23 protein-coding genes are annotated in these 20,558 nt (G+C 40.5%); 17 read left to right on the plus strand and 6 right to left on the minus strand.

Annotated features, from left to right (window positions below; translation table 11 throughout):
* Position 1: 1 nt before the first annotated feature.
* The 3 genes from cotE (at position 2) to mutL (ending at position 5,171) form a co-directional block, all read left to right on the plus strand.
* Positions 2-547 (plus strand): outer spore coat protein CotE, encoded by a 546-nt coding sequence (gene cotE, locus BAE31_RS05010; RefSeq protein WP_024424105.1) that lies wholly within the window; start codon positions 2-4, stop codon positions 545-547.
* A gap of 124 nt (positions 548-671) precedes the next feature.
* Positions 672-3,248, plus strand: a complete 2,577-nt coding sequence (gene mutS, locus BAE31_RS05015; protein ID WP_076839607.1) for a DNA mismatch repair protein MutS — start codon at positions 672-674, stop codon at positions 3,246-3,248.
* 21 nt (positions 3,249-3,269) lie between these two features.
* Positions 3,270-5,171, plus strand: coding sequence for a DNA mismatch repair endonuclease MutL (gene mutL, locus BAE31_RS05020; RefSeq protein WP_076839609.1), 1,902 nt, complete (start codon positions 3,270-3,272; stop codon positions 5,169-5,171).
* A gap of 36 nt (positions 5,172-5,207) precedes the next feature.
* On the opposite strand, the gene bslA is transcribed toward mutL, so the two are convergent.
* Entirely contained in the window at positions 5,208-5,732 is a 525-nt protein-coding gene (gene bslA / locus BAE31_RS05025; protein WP_024424102.1) for a biofilm surface layer hydrophobin BslA, read from the minus strand.
* A gap of 123 nt (positions 5,733-5,855) precedes the next feature.
* Positions 5,856-6,260: a hypothetical protein gene (locus BAE31_RS05030; RefSeq protein ID WP_076839611.1), complete on the minus strand. Its 405-nt coding sequence runs from the start codon at positions 6,258-6,260 to the stop codon at positions 5,856-5,858.
* 68 nt (positions 6,261-6,328) lie between these two features.
* Here BAE31_RS05030 and BAE31_RS19575 point away from each other — a divergent pair, with 68 nt between their 5' ends.
* From BAE31_RS19575 to BAE31_RS05050, 4 genes are all read left to right on the plus strand, one after another.
* A complete protein-coding gene (locus tag BAE31_RS19575; RefSeq protein ID WP_170871270.1) occupies positions 6,329-6,586 on the plus strand; it encodes a hypothetical protein in 258 nt (85 codons plus the stop codon).
* A 245-nt stretch (positions 6,587-6,831) separates the two neighbouring features.
* A complete protein-coding gene (locus BAE31_RS05040) occupies positions 6,832-7,305 on the plus strand; it encodes a CarD family transcriptional regulator (protein WP_024424099.1) in 474 nt (157 codons plus the stop codon).
* A 310-nt stretch (positions 7,306-7,615) separates the two neighbouring features.
* Positions 7,616-8,365 (plus strand): poly-gamma-glutamate hydrolase family protein, encoded by a 750-nt coding sequence (locus BAE31_RS05045; RefSeq protein ID WP_076839613.1) that lies wholly within the window; start codon positions 7,616-7,618, stop codon positions 8,363-8,365.
* A gap of 161 nt (positions 8,366-8,526) precedes the next feature.
* Entirely contained in the window at positions 8,527-9,675 is a 1,149-nt protein-coding gene (locus BAE31_RS05050) for a Rap family tetratricopeptide repeat protein (protein ID WP_076839615.1), read from the plus strand.
* A gap of 89 nt (positions 9,676-9,764) precedes the next feature.
* Here the strand turns inward: BAE31_RS05050 and BAE31_RS05055 are convergent, their stop codons facing one another.
* Positions 9,765-11,090 carry a S8 family peptidase gene (locus BAE31_RS05055; RefSeq protein WP_076839617.1) on the minus strand — a complete coding sequence of 442 codons (1,326 nt, stop codon included), beginning with the start codon at positions 11,088-11,090 and terminating at the stop codon, positions 9,765-9,767.
* 584 nt (positions 11,091-11,674) lie between these two features.
* Here BAE31_RS05055 and BAE31_RS05060 point away from each other — a divergent pair.
* Entirely contained in the window at positions 11,675-12,409 is a 735-nt protein-coding gene (locus BAE31_RS05060) for a poly-gamma-glutamate hydrolase family protein (protein WP_024427035.1), read from the plus strand.
* Positions 12,410-12,485: 76 nt separating this feature from the next.
* Positions 12,486-12,935 (plus strand): OsmC family protein, encoded by a 450-nt coding sequence (locus BAE31_RS05065; RefSeq protein ID WP_076839619.1) that lies wholly within the window; start codon positions 12,486-12,488, stop codon positions 12,933-12,935.
* A 46-nt stretch (positions 12,936-12,981) separates the two neighbouring features.
* Here the strand turns inward: BAE31_RS05065 and erbB are convergent, their stop codons facing one another.
* The 3 genes from erbB to BAE31_RS05080 form a co-directional block, all read right to left on the minus strand.
* Complete coding sequence (gene erbB, locus BAE31_RS05070; RefSeq protein WP_024424093.1) at positions 12,982-13,350, minus strand: SMR family multidrug efflux transporter EbrB; 369 nt, start codon at positions 13,348-13,350, stop codon at positions 12,982-12,984.
* Between the two features lie 15 nt (positions 13,351-13,365).
* The gene (gene erbA, locus BAE31_RS05075; RefSeq protein ID WP_024424092.1) at positions 13,366-13,683 is read right to left on the minus strand and encodes an SMR family multidrug efflux transporter EbrA; all 318 of its coding nucleotides are present in this window, start codon (positions 13,681-13,683) and stop codon (positions 13,366-13,368) included.
* Between the two features lie 302 nt (positions 13,684-13,985).
* Positions 13,986-14,255, minus strand: a complete 270-nt coding sequence (locus BAE31_RS05080; RefSeq protein WP_041109145.1) for a hypothetical protein — start codon at positions 14,253-14,255, stop codon at positions 13,986-13,988.
* Between the two features lie 104 nt (positions 14,256-14,359).
* On the opposite strand from BAE31_RS05080, the gene BAE31_RS05085 reads away from it, so the two are divergent.
* From BAE31_RS05085 to nrdF, 8 genes are all read left to right on the plus strand, one after another.
* Positions 14,360-14,761 (plus strand): YmaF family protein, encoded by a 402-nt coding sequence (locus BAE31_RS05085; protein ID WP_034623557.1) that lies wholly within the window; start codon positions 14,360-14,362, stop codon positions 14,759-14,761.
* 70 nt (positions 14,762-14,831) lie between these two features.
* Positions 14,832-15,788, plus strand: a complete 957-nt coding sequence (gene miaA / locus BAE31_RS05090; protein ID WP_076839621.1) for a tRNA (adenosine(37)-N6)-dimethylallyltransferase MiaA — start codon at positions 14,832-14,834, stop codon at positions 15,786-15,788.
* 25 nt (positions 15,789-15,813) lie between these two features.
* Positions 15,814-16,035: an RNA chaperone Hfq gene (hfq, locus tag BAE31_RS05095; protein WP_024424088.1), complete on the plus strand. Its 222-nt coding sequence runs from the start codon at positions 15,814-15,816 to the stop codon at positions 16,033-16,035.
* A gap of 162 nt (positions 16,036-16,197) precedes the next feature.
* Complete coding sequence (locus BAE31_RS05100) at positions 16,198-16,518, plus strand: YmzC family protein (RefSeq protein WP_041109150.1); 321 nt, start codon at positions 16,198-16,200, stop codon at positions 16,516-16,518.
* Between the two features lie 79 nt (positions 16,519-16,597).
* Positions 16,598-16,810 carry a hypothetical protein gene (locus BAE31_RS05105; RefSeq protein WP_003212415.1) on the plus strand — a complete coding sequence of 71 codons (213 nt, stop codon included), beginning with the start codon at positions 16,598-16,600 and terminating at the stop codon, positions 16,808-16,810.
* 265 nt (positions 16,811-17,075) lie between these two features.
* Positions 17,076-17,468 (plus strand): class Ib ribonucleoside-diphosphate reductase assembly flavoprotein NrdI, encoded by a 393-nt coding sequence (gene nrdI, locus BAE31_RS05110; protein ID WP_008360380.1) that lies wholly within the window; start codon positions 17,076-17,078, stop codon positions 17,466-17,468.
* Positions 17,428-19,530: a class 1b ribonucleoside-diphosphate reductase subunit alpha gene (nrdE, locus tag BAE31_RS05115; protein ID WP_024424086.1), complete on the plus strand. Its 2,103-nt coding sequence runs from the start codon at positions 17,428-17,430 to the stop codon at positions 19,528-19,530. The genes nrdI and nrdE overlap by 41 nt, the downstream gene beginning before the upstream one ends.
* Before the next feature lie 17 nt (positions 19,531-19,547).
* Entirely contained in the window at positions 19,548-20,528 is a 981-nt protein-coding gene (gene nrdF / locus BAE31_RS05120) for a class 1b ribonucleoside-diphosphate reductase subunit beta (protein WP_024424085.1), read from the plus strand.
* Positions 20,529-20,558 lie beyond the last annotated feature (30 nt).

Below are 20,558 nucleotides of genomic sequence, written 5' to 3' on the forward strand. Positions count from 1 at the left end.
AATGTCTGAATACAGAGAAATTATTACAAAAGCGGTGGTTGCAAAAGGGAGGAAATTCACCCAAAGCACACACACCATTTCTCCATCGCAAAAACCAACCAGCATCCTAGGTGGTTGGATCATTAATCATAAGTATGATGCTGAAAAGGTCGGTAAAACCGTTGAGATCGAAGGAACATTTGATATTAACGTATGGTACTCTTACGCCGACAACACGAAAACAGAAGTCGTCACAGAGCGTGTGAAGTATGTAGACATCATTAAACTGAGATATAAAGATAAAAATTTCCTTGATGATGAGCACGAAGTAATTGCGAAAGTATTGCAGCAGCCCAATTGCTTAGAAGTGACCATTTCTCCAAATGGCAATAAAATTATCGTTCAGGCAGAGCGTGAATTCATTGCTGAGGTAGTCGGTGAAACAAAAATTGTCGTAGAGGTCGATTCAAGCTGGAAAGAAAAAGATGATCACGAGTGGGAAGAAGAAGTGGATGAGGAGTTAGAGGATATTCATCCAGAATTCCTAGCAGGTGAGACAGAAGAGTAAGGAATGACTAGGGCGCATATCCCCCTAGTTTTTTTGTGCTTGATCTAGGAGAAAAAAGGTGATTTTTTATGCTATAATTAGAGATGGTATGAATTCGAAAGTAATATAGTGAGGGATTAGAAATATGGCAAGTTATACGCCCATGATACAGCAATATTTAAAGATCAAGGCAGATTATCAAGATGCCTTTTTATTTTTTCGCCTAGGCGATTTTTATGAGATGTTTTTTGATGATGCAAAGGAAGCCGCGCAAGAACTAGAAATTACGTTAACAAGCAGAGACGGCGGCACAATTCCAATGTGCGGCGTTCCTTATCATTCTGCTTCTGCATACATAGAACAGTTGATTTCAAAAGGATACAAGGTCGCCATTTGTGAGCAGGTGGAAGACCCTAAAACGGCAAAAGGTGTAGTCAAAAGGGAAGTCGTTCAACTGATTACACCAGGAACCGTCATGGATGGTAAAGGTTTAAGTGAAAACGAGAACAACTTTATTGCGTCTGTTACCAGCTTTCAAAATGGGTACGGTCTTGCGCTGTCTGATTTATCAACAGGTGAAAACATGGCAGCTTTCATCGATCGATTAGATGAAGTCGTATCAGAAATTTATTCTGTCGGTGCAAAAGAAATTGTGGTGTCAAAGCAGCTGGATGAGGAAACAATCAAAACCCTTAAAGAACGCTGCCAAGCAACTATTTCATACGAAGATAGTGATGAATTATTAGATGAAGCTGAACGGCTCGTTTCCCATCTAGACGAAAAGTTAAAAACGTCATTTTTAACACTATATGCCTATTTAAGAAGAACGCAAAAAAGAAGCTTGGATCATCTTCAGAAAGTTCAAGTCTTTGAGCTTGAACAAACGATGAAAATCGATCTTTACTCAAAACGAAACCTTGAATTAACAGAAACGATTCGTTCAAAAAGCAAAAAAGGCTCTTTATTATGGCTGTTAGATGAAACAAAAACAGCTATGGGCGGCAGACTGCTCAAGCAATGGATCGATCGGCCGCTTATTCGCCTTTCGCAAATTAATGAGCGTCAGGAAATGGTGCAAATCTTGATGGATCATTTCTTTGAGCGAGAGGATCTGCGCGAACGATTAAAGCAAGTATATGATCTTGAGCGTTTAGCGGGCCGCGTGGCATTTGGCAACGTGAATGCCCGTGATCTCATCCAGCTCAAAGAATCCTTAAAACAAGTACCGGATATTAAACAACTCGTTCATTCATTACCAGAGGAAATGGCAAAATCAAGAGCGAATGAGATTGATCCTTGTGGTGACCTCCTTGATTTATTAGAAGATGCACTTCATGAAAATCCGCCGATGACGATAAAAGAAGGCAATTTGATTAAAGATGGCTACAATGCAAAATTAGATGAATACCGTGATGCCAGCCGAAACGGAAAGGACTGGATTGCACGGCTTGAACAACAGGAAAGAGAATATACCGGCATTCGCTCCTTAAAAGTCGGGTTTAATAAAGTGTTTGGTTATTATATCGAAGTGACACGCGCGAATACACATCTGCTGGAGGAAGGGCGTTACGAAAGAAAACAAACGCTTGCCAATGCAGAGCGGTATATCACACCTGAATTAAAAGAAAAAGAAGCACTGATTCTTGAAGCAGAATCAAATATTAACGAATTGGAATATGAACTATTTACAGCTCTCAGGGAGCAAGTAAAAGGCTATATTCCTAGATTACAGCTGCTCGCAAAACAAATGAGCGAGCTTGATGCGCTTCAATGCTTTGCGACTGTCAGTGAAAAGCGCCGTTATATCCGGCCGGAATTCTCAGAGGATGACGTGGATGTCAAAGATGGCCGTCACCCTGTCGTTGAAAAAGTGCTCGATCACCAGGAATATGTACCGAATGACTGCCATATGGGAAAAGGAAGACAAACCTTACTCATCACTGGACCAAATATGTCAGGGAAGAGTACGTATATGAGACAAATGGCGCTCATCTCGATTCTTGCGCAGATTGGCTGCTTCGTTCCTGCGTCAAAGGCGACGCTTCCAATCTTCGATCAAATCTTTACACGTATTGGTGCAGCAGATGATTTGATTTCTGGTCAAAGTACTTTTATGGTAGAGATGCTCGAAGCAAAAAATGCGATGGTGCATGCTACGAAAAACAGCTTGATTTTATTTGATGAAATTGGACGCGGGACAAGCACCTATGATGGAATGGCTCTTGCGCAGGCGATCATTGAATTTGTTCATGATCATATTGGGGCTAAAACCCTATTCTCTACACATTACCATGAGCTCACGGTCCTTGAATCTCAATTAAGCGAGCTGAAAAATGTTCATGTGCGAGCTGAAGAGCATGAAGGCACGGTCGTTTTCTTACATCAAATCAAAGAAGGTGCAGCTGATAAAAGCTATGGTATTCATGTAGCGCAGCTTGCGGAATTGCCTGATACCATCATTAATAGAGCCCAGACTATTTTAACGGAGCTTGAGAGCGGATCACATGACGTGACCTCAACCGTATCTGCAGCACCAAAAGCAAAAAAGGCTGAAGAAAAACAGCAGCTATCTTTCTTTGAAGTAGAAGAAAAACCGCAGCCGAAAGCTGCGCTAAAACAGAAGGATCAAGCGGTCATAGACGAATTAAAGTCTTACAACCTAATGGATATGACGCCGCTTGAAGCGATGACAAAGCTGTATGAATTGCAAAAGAAATTATAATGTAAGGTGAGGTGAGCAGAAATGGCAAAGATTATTCAGTTATCCGATGACCTATCCAATAAAATTGCTGCAGGAGAAGTGGTCGAGCGTCCGGCTTCTGTTGTAAAGGAGCTTGTGGAAAATGCGATCGATGCAAAAAGTACAGTGATTGAAATCGATGTAGAAGAAGCAGGTCTTTCTTCTATCAGGATTATTGATAATGGTGTTGGAATCGATGCTGAAGATTGTAAGCTCGCCTTCCAGCGCCATGCAACGAGTAAAATCAAAGACGAAAATGATTTGTTTCGTGTCAGAACGCTCGGATTCAGGGGAGAGGCGCTGCCAAGTATTGCATCCGTCTCTCACCTAGAAATGAAAACAAGTACTGGCGAAGGAGCTGGGACACACTTAGCTTTGCAAGGCGGGAAGATCATTTCAGAGAAAAAAACCTCTGGCCGCCGCGGCACCGAAATTGTGGTCACCAACTTATTTTACAATACGCCAGCCCGCCTAAAATACATGAAAACCGTTCATACGGAACTTGGTAATATATCGGATGTTGTCAATCGAATTGCGCTAGCTCATCCCGAAGTATCGATCCGTTTGCGTCATCAAGGGAAAGTCCTGCTACAGACGAATGGAAACGGAGATGTGCGTCATGTACTTGCGGCCATTTACGGGACAGCTGTGGCTAAAAAAATGCTGCCGCTTCACGTACAATCACTTGATTTTGAAGTGAAAGGATATATTTCCTTACCAGAAGTGACGAGGGCATCACGGAATTATATGTCTTCTGTTGTAAACGGCCGATATGTCAAACATTTTCCGCTCGTGAAAGCGATCCATGAAGGGTATCACACGCTGCTTCCGATTGGCCGTCATCCAATTACATTTATTGAGATGAAGATGGATCCTATTCTAGTGGATGTGAACGTTCATCCTTCGAAGCTAGAAGTGAGGCTAAGTAAAGAGCAGGAACTTCATGACCTGATTAAACAAGGAATTAAGGAAGTATTTCAAAAGCAGCAGCTCATTCCAAGTGCTTCAGTACCAAAAAAAGCACCAATGCCAGCTGTGAAAAATGAGCAGCAATCCTTAACCTTCGATGCGAAACAAAGGAACTCAAGCCCAGCGGAAACACCGCTAACCTATCAGCCGGAGCTGCACGATTCGGTCGTATACGAGACAAGTTATACCGATGCATACGGAATGCCTAAACAAGAGAAGACAGAAGCATCATCACAGATATTTTATGAAGAAGCCTCATCTGAGCGCGAGCATTCAGAGGAATCCGCCGCTTCACTTGAAGATGTAGAGACGGTACTGCACGAAGAAGTGAGAGAAACGATTCCTGAAAATGAACGCGTCCCTGTGATGTATCCAATTGGACAAATGCATGGCACATATATATTGGCTCAAAATGAACGAGGTCTTTATATCATCGACCAGCATGCGGCTCAAGAACGAATCAAGTATGAGTATTATCGTGAGAAGGTGGGAGAGATCGAACAGGAAGTGCAAGAAATGCTCGTCCCCTTAACATTTCACTACTCTAAAAACGATATGCTGATCATTGAAGAGCATAAGGATATTCTAGCGAAAGTGGGGGTCTTCTTAGAGCCCTTTGGTTCAGGAAGCTACATCGTTCGGTCGCATCCGCAGTGGTTTCCAAAAGGTGAAGAGGCTGAACTGATCGAAGAGATTATCGAGCAAGTGCTTGATGAAAAACGTGTTGATATCAAGAAACTAAGAGAAGAAGCGGCGATTATGATGAGCTGCAAAGGCTCAATCAAAGCAAATCGTCATTTGCGTGATGATGAAATCAAAGCCTTATTAGATGAACTTCGTCAAACGAAGGACCCATTCACCTGTCCGCACGGCCGGCCGATCATCATTCATCACTCGACATATGAGATGGAGAAAATGTTTAAACGGGTGATGTGATATAAAAAAAGCGCTCTAATCAGAGCGCTTTTTTATTTAGCATCCGCAAGGATCTGGTGGTGTGACCACAACTGGTCGTGTATTAATATCAATCGTATCTTCTGCATAAAATGTGGAACCGATGCTGATGGCTCGATTTTCTGCACGGAACGTGTATGTACCTGCAGCAGGGAGTACTTTATGTGAAAGCTTTAATGTATATTTGGAAATTCCAAGTAAATCCAGTCTGAGCGGAATACGAACGGTTTGTCCGTTGTTCAAAATGTAGCTGTCTTTTAATGCTTTACCATTCATAATATCTTTAGTTGTTGCTTGGAAACCCTTTGGCAGAGTGAACTCAACCGCACCAAGACTTAGAACAGAATTTGGGCTGTACGTCAGCTCAATGTCAGAAAAAGACCATTCCTGCTTACTTGCTCCTGTAATTTTTGCGTAAAGTGCAGCTGGTTTTGCATTGGTTGTTGCTTTGCCGGCTTCCTCAGCAGATGCAGAAAGCGGTACTGACAGTGCCATAACCAATGTGAGCATCCCCATCATAAGAATCGTCCACGTTTTTTTCATTTTTTCCTTCCCCCTTGTTGAATATAGGTAAATAATAGATGATTACACCCATTATTTACCTATAATGTTACCATATTACCATATGGTATTAAATGGGATATTATACCCTTATTTTGTCATTCTTTAGTAATAGCGGGGAAAAAGCGCATTTGGTTGATTCATTCCGTAATAATGGCCTGGCATTTGCTGGTTTGTTGGCATCATCATATGCATATCTTGATAACCATATGGATGGTGTGGCATCATCCCATATCCACCGTAATGGCCTAGATGATGGTGATCCTTTATTGGAACATGCTTTGAAAAGGTATCATGCTGATTTGGGAACGGTGAATAAACTGAATGATGATGTTGATGGTGCGCGTTATACACATCTTTTTTGCCGCTATGATAATGGTTTGGCATATTCATATGATCATGCATGTTTGGCGCGACCATATGCTCATGATTGGCTGTATACACATTTTCAAATGTGTGATAGGGATTTTCTTGGTGATAATGATTCATTTGGCTGTTCATATCGTTCATGTATATCTCATCCTTTATGTCAGGTTGCCATATCCTATGAGACAGATCTGCTTCATGAGCCTATCCATATGAAAGAAAAAAACCGGCTTTTCAGCCGGGAAAAGGAAAAGCAGGTAAAGCGTCAAGCGTTAAATTGTGTAGCTGTGTCTTCTTCTGCGACGCTTTTTACATCTGCTGCAGACACTTTTAGGAAAATAACAGGGATCGTAGCTTCGAGAGGTATCCCAAAAATCGCTCTCAAACCATTTATCTTTTTTATGACAAAACTTTTTTTCTTGACATGGATCCTCATGGTAATGATCGTCATGCTTTTTATGGCAGTGTGAGTGGGAATGTTTGCACTTGCATTTGCACATTGTCATCCCTCCTAAATGTGACTCAATGCTAGTATATGCAAGAAAGAGTCATGAGGACTGGATGCTTCTGCTTCTTTTATAAAAAAAGGCTTTTTCTGAAAAAACTCAAATAAAAAGAATTGACTAGTGCTAAATTAACATGATAAAATATAAATTTTTATCCTCTGATGAAATGTGTTATAATGATATTGTGAATACTTTCGGAGGTGGCGGATTTGTTTCAAATAGGTGATAAAATTGTTTATCCAATGCATGGAGCCGGTGTGATTGAAGGAATGGAAGAAAAAGAGATTTTAGGTAAGACGCAGGAATATTTCCTGATTCAAATGCCGAATATGCAGATGATGGTCCCAAAAGGCAGAATCAATCAACTAGGTATACGTCCGGTAGCAGATCAAGCAACGCTGAAAGTTGTGATGAACAATTTTGCAGAAGAAACAAACGACGACACGCTTACTTGGAAGCAAAGATATGATGAAAATCTGAAAAAGCTAAAAACAGGTGCGATCGAAGATGGTGCAGACGTTGTCAAAGATCTAATGAGACGAAATCAGAAGAAAGCGTTAAATTCAAGTGAAAAGAAGATGCTTGAAGATGCAAGAGGCATGTTAGTGAGTGAGATTTCACTTGCACAGGGATTGACGCAAGATGAAGTGATGACAGCTTTAGAGAATGAATTAAGAATGTAATGATGATATACAGAGACTAGCTGTAAACTGAAGGGGACTACTTCTTTTGTTTACAGCTTTTTTGTTTGAAAAAAAGAGTAATATTGCCATTTTTGTAGGTGGTTTTAACTAAAATTGAAATGAGGTCATACGATTTAGTTTTTACGTTCACAACAAAAATTTAAAGACCTCTGAAATACCTAGATAACATTAAAAACAGGTAAGTTTTCCTGATTCATTCAATTGAGCCGGACAACCTTTGAATTTTTTAAGTCATTGATAGTAAAATATTGCGGTAAGATGACACCTAAGAGAAAAAAGGAGCGGTGAAATGAAAAGGTTACTAATATGTGGATTCATCTTTCTTATTCTGTGTACTCTTTTAATGGTGAAATGCAGCCATTCTGTGCAAGAAAAAAAAGAGCAAAAGCAGCATTATAACGAGGTAGAAAAGTATCGAAAAGAGCGAAAAAAAGGTGATCAATATGAAAGCTTTAAACAGCTCATACGACATGAAAGAGAAGGGTATGAGATAGAATTTCACGAAAAGGGCGGAAGTGATTTACTTGTATTTTCTCCTCATGGAGGTGACATTGAACCAGGAACAAGTGAAATTGTAGAAGCCTTTCAAGAAAAGTACTCTACGTATTTGTTCGAAGGTACAAAGCAAGACAATAACCGGGACCTGCATATCACGAGTACCAATTTTGATGAACCCATTTTGGTTCAAATGATTAAAACGTATCCTTTTTCAATTTCCATCCATGGCTATAAAAGTGATAAAAGACACACGCTCGTTGGCGGCACAAATGAAAAAATGCAAAGAGCAGTAGTACGAGAACTAAAAGATCGGGGATTTTCCGCAGAAATGGTACAAAAAGGCGAACGGCTTTCTGGTACAGACCCTAAAAATATAAATAATCGAAATGCGAGTGGTGAAAGCGTTCAGCTCGAAATTAGTACAGCGCAAAGAGAAGCTTTTTTTGACAATTTTGAGACGAGAAAGGGAAAGAAAAAAGCATTTAGACGCTATATTAATGCGTTAAAAGAAGTGCTCAGAGAATTCGACCCTTCTTCGTAAAAAAATTTGATGGGCAAAAGTACTCTATTTAAACTTGGTAAAAAAGATAGGAATATGCGATTTGAACATAGAATATGTAATAACTTACAATTTGCCTTAAAAACATAAATTATGTAAAATAATAGTTATCAGTTTGATATGATAGAATGGGGCTGAAGTGGATGGCACATAAAATACCATCTTCCGAAGTAGGTGTAAAAATCAATCAATGGTACACGCATATTTGCAAATTTGAAGTTGAACAGGCAAACGGCATGAAGCGCCTTGTTGAAGAAGAAATTCATGATATGGAAGAGGATCAAGATTTACTCCTATACTATTCTCTAATGGATTTTCGCCATCAAATGATGCTTCAGCACTTAGCGCCAGTCCATGCAGGGAGTGAAACGCTTCAAGCAGTGTCCTTTCCTAAAGAAATTGACGATGCAGAAGATGAGATGACGGGCTTACTCGGCTATTATTTTCATTTTTTTCATGGAATGTATGCGTTTATCCAGCGCCGCTATATCGAGGCCATTTCATATTACAAGCATGCTGAACATCAACTGATTTTAGTGACAGATGAGATTGAAAAAGCAGAATTTTACTATAAAATCGCAGAAGTTTACTATCATATGAAACAAACCTATTTCTCCATGCACTATGCTAAAAAGGCAAGAGACATCTACAAGAAACATCAGCTTTATGGAAAAAGAAGCATTCAATGTGATTTTGTCATGGCAGGTAATTGGATTGATGTTAATCAGTATCAAAAAGCGCTTCCTTATTTAGAAAAAGCGTTAAAGGTCTGTGAAGCGATGGAACAAAAAGAATGCACATCTTACTTTAAAGCGATGGCTCTTAATAACTTAGGCACTTGCCATTATAGTATGGGAACGTACCATACAGCGACTGTCTTTTTTGAACAAGCCATTTCACTTTATCAGAAAGATCAAGCATCCACGATGATCAAATCGTTGTTTTCACTTGCCCTTACTTGTTTTAAACTCGGAGATTTTCAGCGGGCGGGCGAGGCCATATCTATAGGAATGAAAGAAGCTTGTGTATTGGAAGATGAAATTTATCAGTTGAAATTCCAATTTTTGCAGGCGCTCTATATAGAGAAAGACGGCTGTGAGCAATTGAGGTCGGCCCTTTTTGGTCTGAGAAATAAAAAAATGTTTGCTGATTTAGAGGAATTAGCACTTGATGCGGCTAATTATTATAAGGAACGCGACATGTACAAGGAATCCTCCACTTTTTTTGAGATTGTGATCGAAGCGCGTACGCACATTCAAAAAGGAGATGAGATGTATGAGAACGAAGCATAACATGTCAGCTGCTCAAGTAGATGAAAGACTTCACACTTAAAAATGAGACAAACAACACCCTTTACGCAAAACGTAAAGGGCTTTTTTCTTTATTCTTTGATTGCTTTTTCTGCGTCAATTGCACCTGCTCCATAAATCATCGGGTCATCCCCAGACCACTTGCTAGTATTTTCTTTTAACAGGGTTTTGACTTCATCTGGCGTTAAATCTGGTGAATGCTCTAACAGTAGAGCGCAAATACCAGCACAAATCGGTGTTGCCATCGATGTGCCAGATAACGTTGTATAATCCTCATCGACTCTGCTTGATTTATCGAGTTTATCCAGAAAGGATCTTGGTGATCTGAGAGAAACGATGTTTACGCCTGGTGCGAGGATATCAGGCTTTGCTTCCCCATAAACAGTTGGCCCTCTGCTTGAAAACGGTGCCACGACATCGTCACTTGATTCTGGTGTATTCCGGTCATCATAGGCTCCAACCGTAATGACTTTTTGACTGACAGCAGGGCTTGCAATCGTCTGGCTGTTAGGACCAGAGTTTCCGGCAGCGACGCATACAACAATCCCTTGATCCCAAGCCGCATTGACAGCACGCACCATTGGATCGTCCTGTTCGTCATCATAACGCTGCGCAGCTCCGCCTAGCGACATACTGATAATATGAATCGGATCATCAGGGTGGTCTTCGTTGAACTGTATGCACCATTCAACCCCTTCTATAATAGTAGAAAGTGATCCAGCCCCTTGTTTATTTAACACTTTCACGCCAATTAGATTTGCTTTTGGGGCAGGTCCTTTGTATAAGCCATCTGAAGCGGCTCCATCTCCAGCGACATCTCCCGCGCAGTGAGTACCGTGGCCATTATCATCATAAGGTTTTGTTTTTTGTTTGACGAAATCCACAAAATCTCGAATTCTTCCATCTAAATCTTCATGCGGATAAATTCCTGTGTCAATGACAGCGACCGTAATGCCTTCTCCGGTTAAAGTTGTCCCGTTTCGGGTGACTTCTTCAGCATGGCTCGCTTGTGTGGCTACATCCAGCAGCGCATGAACTTTCCGGTCTAAATAAATTTTACGAATATGCTCACCGTTTGCTAATAGCTCCTCTAAAGCAGCAGGCGTTAAATCAGCAGCGCAGCAGTCGATATGTGAAAAATGCCGTTTTATATTTGTTTTTCTGCTTTTTTTCATGAACTGTTTTGTGCTTTGAATCCCTGCCTCGGCTGCACCTTCCTTAAATTCAATGATCACACGAAGCTTCTTTTTCTTCTTCAGCCTGCCTTCGAAAAAACGATGAAGAAAGCATGGCGTCCATTTAAAAGGTTTATAAAGGTGAAGAACGGTCTCTCTTAAAGGCTGATCTAGTTTACTAGCATGTGTTCTGACCATTTGCACCATAGAAAATCCAAACATGTGATGCCCTCCATTCCAGCTATCCATTCTCGTACACTCTTACGTTATGAGAATGAGAACTGCTTGGTTCGGATTCTTGTCCCTCCTTTTCTTTATATTGGCGGCTTGCTTAGTCTTTCAAAAAAAGAAAAGCGCTTACATTTTGTAAAATAATAGAAAAAGGTGGAAATCATATAGAATCTGCCGATGATAGGTGGGAGAGTTCTTCTGAGAGAACCAGTGAAACAAAGGATTTTGCAGAAAAAGGAGGGCTGTGGACAGGGTCAATGCTCATATAAATGTGATGCGTGACAGATGGAAAACATCAAATCCTTATCAAAAAAAGCCGAATTAAAGAAAACAGACTGGATAGGACTAGGTCATATTAAACATAACGTCATTTGTTTGTCATACTATTCTAACTCTGTTTTCAAAGAGGAGAGGCGTTTCTGTGTATATAAATGCAATTATCTTATTTTTGAGGAATCTCATGATCTAGAGTGTTATGATCAAACGTGAAGAGAAAATGTGGAAAAAATGATAAGAAATGATGATTCAATATAAATCATAGAAACGGCTTAGAAATCTGTTAAAGGAGAACGGGAATGAAGAAGTTTTTTGCTTTGCTTCTCCTGCTTGCGATCGGATGGGGCGTTTATTATACCATGCAAGCACAGGAACATGATGAGCCAGTGTCATCAGGTGGGGAAGACGAAAGCGGTTCAAATGATATTTATCGAAATTTTAAAGAACTTGAAGAAAACGAATCAACGAGCAGCTATAACATTACAGCCAACCCAGTGCCCGGCAGCCGCCTTCTTGTGATGTCACCTCATGGTGGGAGGATCGAAGGCGGCGTGAGCGAGATCGTCCATTTTTTTGACAACGATTTTTCGACGTATTTATTTGAAGGTCTAAGAGAGAATGCATCAGAACTTCATATTACAAGTACAAACTTTGATGAGCCAATCGGCGTCGCGCAGGCAAAAGCACATGATTACATTTTAGCAGTGCATGGATACAAAGGCGAGGAAGGAATTGACCATACTCTCGTCGGCGGAACAGATTACGACCGTGCAGAGAAAATTGTCAACTCATTAGAGCGGAACGGGTTTTCTGCTGAACTAGCTGTCGCACACGCAACCCTGAGCGGGACAAGCAATCATAATATTAATAATCTTACAAAAACAGGGCAGAGTGTGCAGCTTGAGATTAGTAGAAGTCAGCGTGAAGCTTTATTTGACAGTTTCGATTTTCGGAGGCGGTCAAGTACAAAAAACGAGACATTCTATCGTTATGTCAGGGCGATTCGGACAGTGCTGGATGAAGAATATACATAAGGGCTGTGCACATGTTAAGACAAGCAGTGGAATTCTTGTTACACTATGAACAGTGATAACAAAAGGAGAGACGGATATGGCGCGTCATCATTTTCATCTTCAGGCAAGCTGGCCCGGTCTGCGTAACGATGTGGGTACAATCGCATGTGAACAATTAAAAACAAAGATTTCGATTCCAAAGGAAATGGACGGTCCAGGTATTGGAACCAATCCAGATGAGATGCTCTTAGGTGCAGCGGCTACGTGTTATATCATTACACTTGCAGCCATGATGGAGCGAAGTCAATTAGAGAAAGAGGATTTATCGATGAGCTCTGAAGCCGTCGTAGATGTGACAAATGGTGTGTTTACTTATGAGGAAATCATTCATCGACCTGTCATCACCCTCAAAGAGTCCGCTTCCGCACATGAAATTGAGCTGGCCCGAAAGCTTGCGCATAAAGCCGAAAGCTCTTGTATGATTTCAAGAGCTGTTCAGGGGAATGTGAACATTTCCTTAGAAGAAACCATTCAAGTCGGCCGTTAAAACAAAAAAGTCATTTTCTCTTGAAATATGGAGAAAATGACTTTTTTTATGACGTCCATTCGGTTTGATCGAGTTGTGCTTTAGTTTCGTTCTTTTGCTTCTTGGACTGATTTAAGACAATCACGCCGCAGATGACAAGTGCAAGGCCGATGTAGCCTTTCGTGCTGATCGTTTCGTTAAACAGCACAAGTCCTACAAGAGCAGTGAGAGCTGTTCCAACGCCAGACCAGGTTGCATAGGCAGACGAGAGCTCGATGGTTTTAAGTGCCAAGCTCAGGAAAGTAAAGGCGCATCCAAATCCGATCAGTACCCCGATACTCGGCAGCAGCTGCGAAAAGCCTTGAGAAAGCTTCAGCATTGTACTGCCAAAAACCTCCGTCAAAATGGCTCCTGTTAAGTAGAGTATTCCTTTCATCATCTCCCACATCCTTTATGACATATTTAATAGTACGACCCCTGAGACAAGCATCGCCATGCCAATGACTGCTTTTTGGTTCAAGGTTTCTTTGAAAAAGAGCACGCCAAAAATAGCCGTGAGGACCGTACCAACTCCAGACCATGTTGCGTAAGACATGCTTAGCGGAATGATATTGAGTGTCAATGACAGCATATAAAAAGCAAGTGTATAGCCAGCCACAACAACCGCGCTAGGCTTCCAGCGCGTAAAACCATGAGATAATTTTAACATCGCGGCTCCAATGGCTTCTGAAAAAATGGCCACAGCCAAAAAAAGATATCCGAGGATCATGATCATCCCTCCTCTAATAGGTGTAAAATCCGATGAAGAAAAAGGGTTTTTATCCTCTCTTTTCAGCGGTTCAAGCTGAAATATTTCTGAAAACCAGCATGCTCTGCCATCTGCTGAAGGGAGAGCTGTCTTAATCCTTCTTATCAGGCGGTGAACTGCATCAAAATGGCTCTTTTGTGGTTTTAGACATAAAAAAAACACCTACTTTACTGAACAGTCGGTAAAGTAAATGTTAACCCATGAAAAAAGAGTGTGTCAATCGATTCATTTTATGAATGGATGTTTTCACTTAAACGTCATATTTAATACCAAGGGTATGGTCCATATGGCGGGTATGGCGGCGGATAAGGGTATCCATAGCCATATCCTGGCGCAAGCAGAGATCCAGCAAGCAGGCCTCCAGCAAAACCTCCTAAAAATGGAGGTCCAAAGAATCCAGGGCGTCCAAAGCCGAATCCAGGTCTCCCAAAGCCAAATCCGGGTCTCCCAAACCCAAATCCAGGGCGTCCAAAACCAAAAGGTCTTCTCATGTCTTCTTCTTGAATAAATGGAGGTGTATCAAAATAATTCATAATAAAAGGCTCCTTTCTCATAAAATCACTGTAACTGACATCAGTGTATTCCAGTTGCCTACAGATGTTTGGGTGGACGCCTAATATAAGGAGGAATGTTAGAAATGGGCCTGTATCCATCAGATTGGGCAAAATGTCCGCCACATGCTCATGCATATAAAGCACGTACAGATGTAACGGAGGGGCATTATCATTTAATAGAAGGTATTTCTCAGCCTGTAAATGGAAGCAGTACCGACCGGCATACTCATTTTTATCGGGGGATCACTTCCTTTGAAAGAGGGCATTTTCACAGGTACTACGGTATCACAGGGCCTGCAATTCCGAGAGTGGATGGAACACATTATCACGAGATTGAGGAAGTCACCTATTCAGCCTATCTCGATTCTGTTCCCATCCCATATGGAGGTGTCGTCTATAGTCCAGATGAGAAGCGGCCAACACATAAGCATCGTTTAAAAGGAAAAACATATGAAGTGGTTGGAAATGAACCGCTTGGCTGGTGATGGGCAGCATATAGGAGAGTAAGAAAAGTTATGCTATACTGTAGGCAGTTTTGTAAAAGTGAGTGATGTTATGAATAAAGCGAAGCAGCCAGTAATCGTGTTAGTAGGGCCGACGGCTGTCGGCAAAACCAAATTGAGCATTGATATAGCCAAAGCATTTAATGGAGAGATTATCAGCGGGGATTCTATGCAGATTTATAAAGGGATGGATATCGGAACAGCTAAAATCACTCCAGAAGAAATGAATGGCATCCCGCACCATTTAATTGATATTAAACAGCCGGACGAATCTTTTTCGACAGCTGAATTTCAGCAGCTGGTTCGTTCGAAAATCAAAGAGATTGCCGCTAGAGGGAAAACGCCAATGATTGTCGGCGGAACAGGCCTCTATATCCAATCTGTTTTATATGATTACACATTTACGGATGAGAAAAGTGATCCTGCTTTTAGAGAAGAAATGACGCTCTTTGAACAGCAGCACGGCGCGCTTTTGCTGCACGAGAAGCTAAAGGCTGTAGATCCTGATGCGGCAAACGCTATTCATCCAAATAACGTCCGCCGCGTGATCCGGGCGCTGGAAGTGATTCATACAACAGGTCAGAAAATATCGGAGATGCAAAACGGGCATCAAGAAGTTCCTCTTTATGATACAGCCTTCATTGGGCTGAAAATGGATCGAGAGGTTTTGTACGAGCGCATTCATCAAAGAATTGATATGATGATAGATGAGGGCTTAATTGAAGAAGTGAGAGCACTTTATCAATCTGGCTTGAAGGATTGCCAGTCTGTTCAAGCCATTGGTTATAAAGAGCTGTATGCCTATTTTCAAGGTGACTGCTCACTTGATGAAGCCATCGGGCAATTAAAGCAAAATTCCCGTAGATATGCGAAGCGTCAGTTCACGTGGTTCCGTAATAAAATGGCGGTCACTTGGTTTGATATGACACCGCCTTGCCACTTTTCAGACAAAAAAGAGGAAATTTTCGCATATATAGCAGGAAAGCTTGGACTTAAAGCGAAACTGTAGTTATCAGAATCAAGGAGGACGAAACATGAAACCGATTAATATTCAGGAGCAGTTTTTGAATCAGATCCGCAAAGACAATACATTTGTCACAGTATTCTTGCTGAATGGCTTTCAGCTTCGCGGTCAAGTGAAAGGGTTTGACAATTTCACGGTGCTGCTTGAAACAGAAGGGAAGCAGCAGCTTATTTATAAACACGCCATTTCTACATTTGCACCTCAAAAGAATGTAAATCTAGAATTAGAATAGGATATGTTGTATTTAAAATAGCCCCATGCCTCTGCGAATAAACCGGCCGGAACCCGCTACGTTTTTTGTCAGTGCAGAGGGGCTATTTTGCATGCAATGAAACTTTTCTGCCAATTTTCCGTATAATTCCTTATTGGATATTAGAAGGGTGAGGGGATTCATATGGAAAATGCAGAGCTTGAATTAAGAAGGATTAGAGTGATCCTCCTTTTGATTGGAATTGTTGTCTTGTTTGGATCGTGCGCTATCTCAAACATTGAAACGAGACAAGAAAGTTGGAATAACCATTCTCATGAAAATGCAGATGGAATTTTACCATCATCTGCTGCACTAAAAAATAATCATTTTGCAGTTGTGAAAGATGATCAAGTACATGTGTACCGGTTTGATGAAAAAGAAGGAGAGCTGACTCTCGTTACAACGAAATACATAGATGAATGGGACGACGAAGAATATGATGATGGCTCTGAGGAAGAAGAGTAAGCACGTAAATTTACAAATGAATGTGAAGCCGCTACACTATAATCATGCATCAGACATCTAGACAGAAAAGGATGAGTTCATGACACATAAAATTAAAATTAATCATTGGGAACAAACTTGTGAAGACGATTCCTGTTTCGAATATGGAACGAGTGTTTCTGTAAATGGGAAAGAATTAGTGAGAGAAGCTTCAATCGTCTCTGCGCTTGAAGCGGTGCTAAAAGAATTAGGTGTTGAAGTAGAAATTACAGAAGTGTCAGAAGATTTACAGTGCGATGCCTACAAAAAATAAAACAAAAAGTCTAGTCTACTAAGCGATTTTTTTTCGTGTTATGATAGATTTCGGTTTCAGTTGAATAGGGAGTAGAGCAGTCTATTTTTAGATCCTGTTCTGCTCTATTTATTTGAACGTACGAGTTCGGCTATGAAGGTTCGGCCGGGTTGGTTGATTTTTTTCGTTTCGAACATCTATATGTTGTGTTTTGAAAAAACATAGTATACTATATATAGTGAATAGCGAAATGATCAACAATACTAAAAACTAGGTCGTGATGGAATTGATTCAAATCGTATTTGATTCAAAAACAGGAAATGTTCAACGCTTTTTGGACAAGACCCCTTTTACAGACAAACGAAAATTGACTGGAGAAGAGTTTTTGGATACGCCGTTTATTCTCGTCACCTTTACGACAGGATTTGGACAAGTCCCTAGTACCACTCAGTCCTTTTTAGAGAAAAATGCTCACCTTTTACTAGGTGTTGCGGTGAGTGGCAACAAAGTGTGGGGAGATAATTTTGCAAAAAGCGCCGATACGATTTCTAAACAATATCAAGTTCCTATTTTGCACACCTTTGAACTAAGCGGAACAAAAAGGGATGTTGAATTGTTTACACAGGAGGTAGAAAGAATTGTCACAAAATCAGGTTCCAAAGTGGATACAATTAAATAACGAAATTATGATTCAAAAAGAAGGAAAGTTTCAGTTCGATAAGGACAAAGAAGCTGTACATAGTTATTTCGTAGATTACATTAATCAAAACACGGTCTTTTTTCATAATCTAGAAGAGAAGATTGATTACTTAATAGAAAACGACTACTATGAGGAAGAATTTTTAAGACAATATAGCATGGCAGATATTAAAGAAGTCTTTGAAGCTGCATATGCCAAAAAATTTAGATTCCCATCATTTATGAGTGCGTTTAAGTTTTACAATGACTATGCACTGAAAACAAATGATAAAAAGAAAATCCTTGAACGCTATGAAGACCGCATTTCAGTTGTTGCTCTTTTCTTTGCGGGTGGAGATAAAGAAAAAGCACTTGAGTTTGTAGAACTGATGATCAATCAAGAGTACCAGCCAAGTACACCAACCTTCTTGAACGCCGGACGTAAAAGACGCGGTGAGCTTGTGAGCTGCTTCTTGCTTGAAGTAAATGACTCACTAAACGATATTTCAAGAGCGATTGATATTTCCATGCAGCTGTCAAAATTAGGCGGCGGTGTCAGTTTGAACCTGTCAAAACTTCGTGCAAAAGGCGAAGCAATCAAAGATGTCGAAAACGCGACAAAAGGTGTTGTCGGCGTGATGAAGCTTCTTGATAATGCATTCAGATATGCAGATCAAATGGGGCAAAGACAAGGATCAGGCAGCGCCTACCTGAATATTTTCCACAGAGATATCAATGATTTTTTAGATACGAAAAAAATCTCTGCCGATGAAGATGTTCGCGTGAAAACTCTGTCCATTGGAGTCGTCATCCCGGATAAATTTATCGAGCTTGCTAGAGAAGATAAAACAGCTTATACTTTCTATCCGCATACAGTCTATAAAGAATATGGACAGCATCTTGATGAGATGGACATGGAAGAAATGTATGACGAGCTTGTAGAAAACCCGAAAGTCAAAAAAGAAAAAGTCAATCCGAGAAAGCTTCTTGAAAAATTGGCTGTTCTACGCTCAGAATCAGGCTATCCATATATCATGTTCCAAGATAATGTAAACAGAGAGCATGCCTTGAACCATATTTCACGAGTGAAATTCTCAAACCTTTGCTCAGAAGTTCTTCAGGCTTCAGAGGTTTCTTCTTACACGGACTATGATCAAGAAGATGAAATCGGTCTTGATATTTCTTGTAACCTTGGTTCGTTAAATATTATGAATGTCATGAAAAACAAATCGATTGAAAAAACGGTTAAGCTTGCAACAGATTCACTAACGCTTGTGTCTGAAACAACGGACATTCGCAATGCACCGGCTGTTCGAAAAGCGAACAAAGCGATGAAATCAATCGGACTTGGCGCGATGAATCTTCACGGGTATTTAGCTCAAAACCAAATTGCCTATGAAAGTGAAGAAGCAAGAGATTTTGCAAATACGTTCTTTATGATGGTGAACTATTATTCAATTAAACGCTCAAGTGAGCTTGCGAAAGAAAAAGGAGAAACATTCCATCGTTATGAAGGCTCTGGCTATGCAACTGGTGAGTACTTCAATAAATACGTGGAAAATGATTTCACACCAAAAACAGAAAAAGCAGCAGCACTATTTGAAGGCATGCACATTCCAACAAAAGAAGACTGGGCCGCACTCAAAGAATTTGTAGCGGAACATGGCATGTATCACAGCTATCGTTTATGTATTGCACCAACAGGTTCCATTTCTTATGTTCAATCGGCAACAGCCTCTGTGATGCCAATTATGGAACGTATCGAAGAAAGAACATATGGCAACAGCAAAACCTATTACCCAATGCCAGGTCTTTCAGCACAAAACTGGTTCTTCTATAAAGAAGCGTACGATATGGACATGTTTAAAGTGGTCGATATGATCGCAACAATTCAGCAGCACGTGGATCAAGGAATCAGCTTTACACTATTCTTAAAAGATACGATGACAACGCGTGATTTAAACCGCATCGATCTTTATGCACACCATAAAGGCATTAAGACACTTTATTATGCAAGAACGAAGGATACAGGGCAGGAAGGCTGTCTTTCTTGTGTTGTTTGATTAAAGGAGAGTTTAACGTGACAAAAATTTATGATGCAGCCAACTGGTCAAAACACGAAGACGATTTTACACAAATGTTTTACAACCAAAATGTGAAGCAGTTCTGGCTTCCAGAAGAGATTTCCTTAAACGGAGATCTCTTAACATGGAAATATTTAGGTGAAAAAGAGCGAGATACGTACATGAAGGTACTTGCTGGACTGACTTTACTTGATACAGAACAAGGAAATACAGGAATGCCGATTGTTGCTGAACATGTGGACGGCCATCAGCGTAAAGCTGTACTCAACTTTATGGCAATGATGGAAAATGCGGTGCATGCGAAATCATACTCCAATATCTTCATGACACTCGCACCAACTGAAACGATCAGTGAAGTGTTTGAATGGGTCAAGAAGAATAAATTCTTGCAAAAGAAAGCAGATATGATTGTCAGTTTATACCGTTCGATACAAAAGGACGATCCTATTTCCCTCTTTAAAGCAATGGTTGCTTCTGTTTATTTAGAAAGCTTCCTATTTTATAGTGGTTTTTACTACCCGCTTTATTTCTATGGACAAGGAAAGCTCATGCAAAGTGGTGAAATCATCAACTTAATTTTGCGTGATGAAGCGATTCACGGTGTATACGTTGGATTATTAGCACAAGAAATTTACAACAAACAAACACCTGACGTGCAAAAAGAGCTGTATGATTTCTCAATTGACCTTTTAAACGAGCTTTATGAAAATGAACTTCATTACACTGAAGATATTTATGACCAAGTCAATTTATCGCATGATGTGAAAAAGTTCATTCGTTACAATGCCAATAAAGCGTTAATGAACCTTGGATTTGCCCCTTACTTTGAAGAAGAAGAGATCAACCCTATTGTATTGAACGGACTCAATACAAAAACAAAGTCGCATGACTTTTTCTCAATGAAAGGGAACGGCTACAAAAAAGCAACAGTTGAGCCGTTAAAAGATGACGACTTCTTCTTTGGAGATGAATCATAAGGAAAGCGTAAAAGTCAAAACGCATCACTC

It is taken from the genome of Bacillus sp. I-2, assembly GCF_001974945.1.
Lineage (GTDB): Bacteria > Bacillota > Bacilli > Bacillales > Bacillaceae > Bacillus > Bacillus safensis.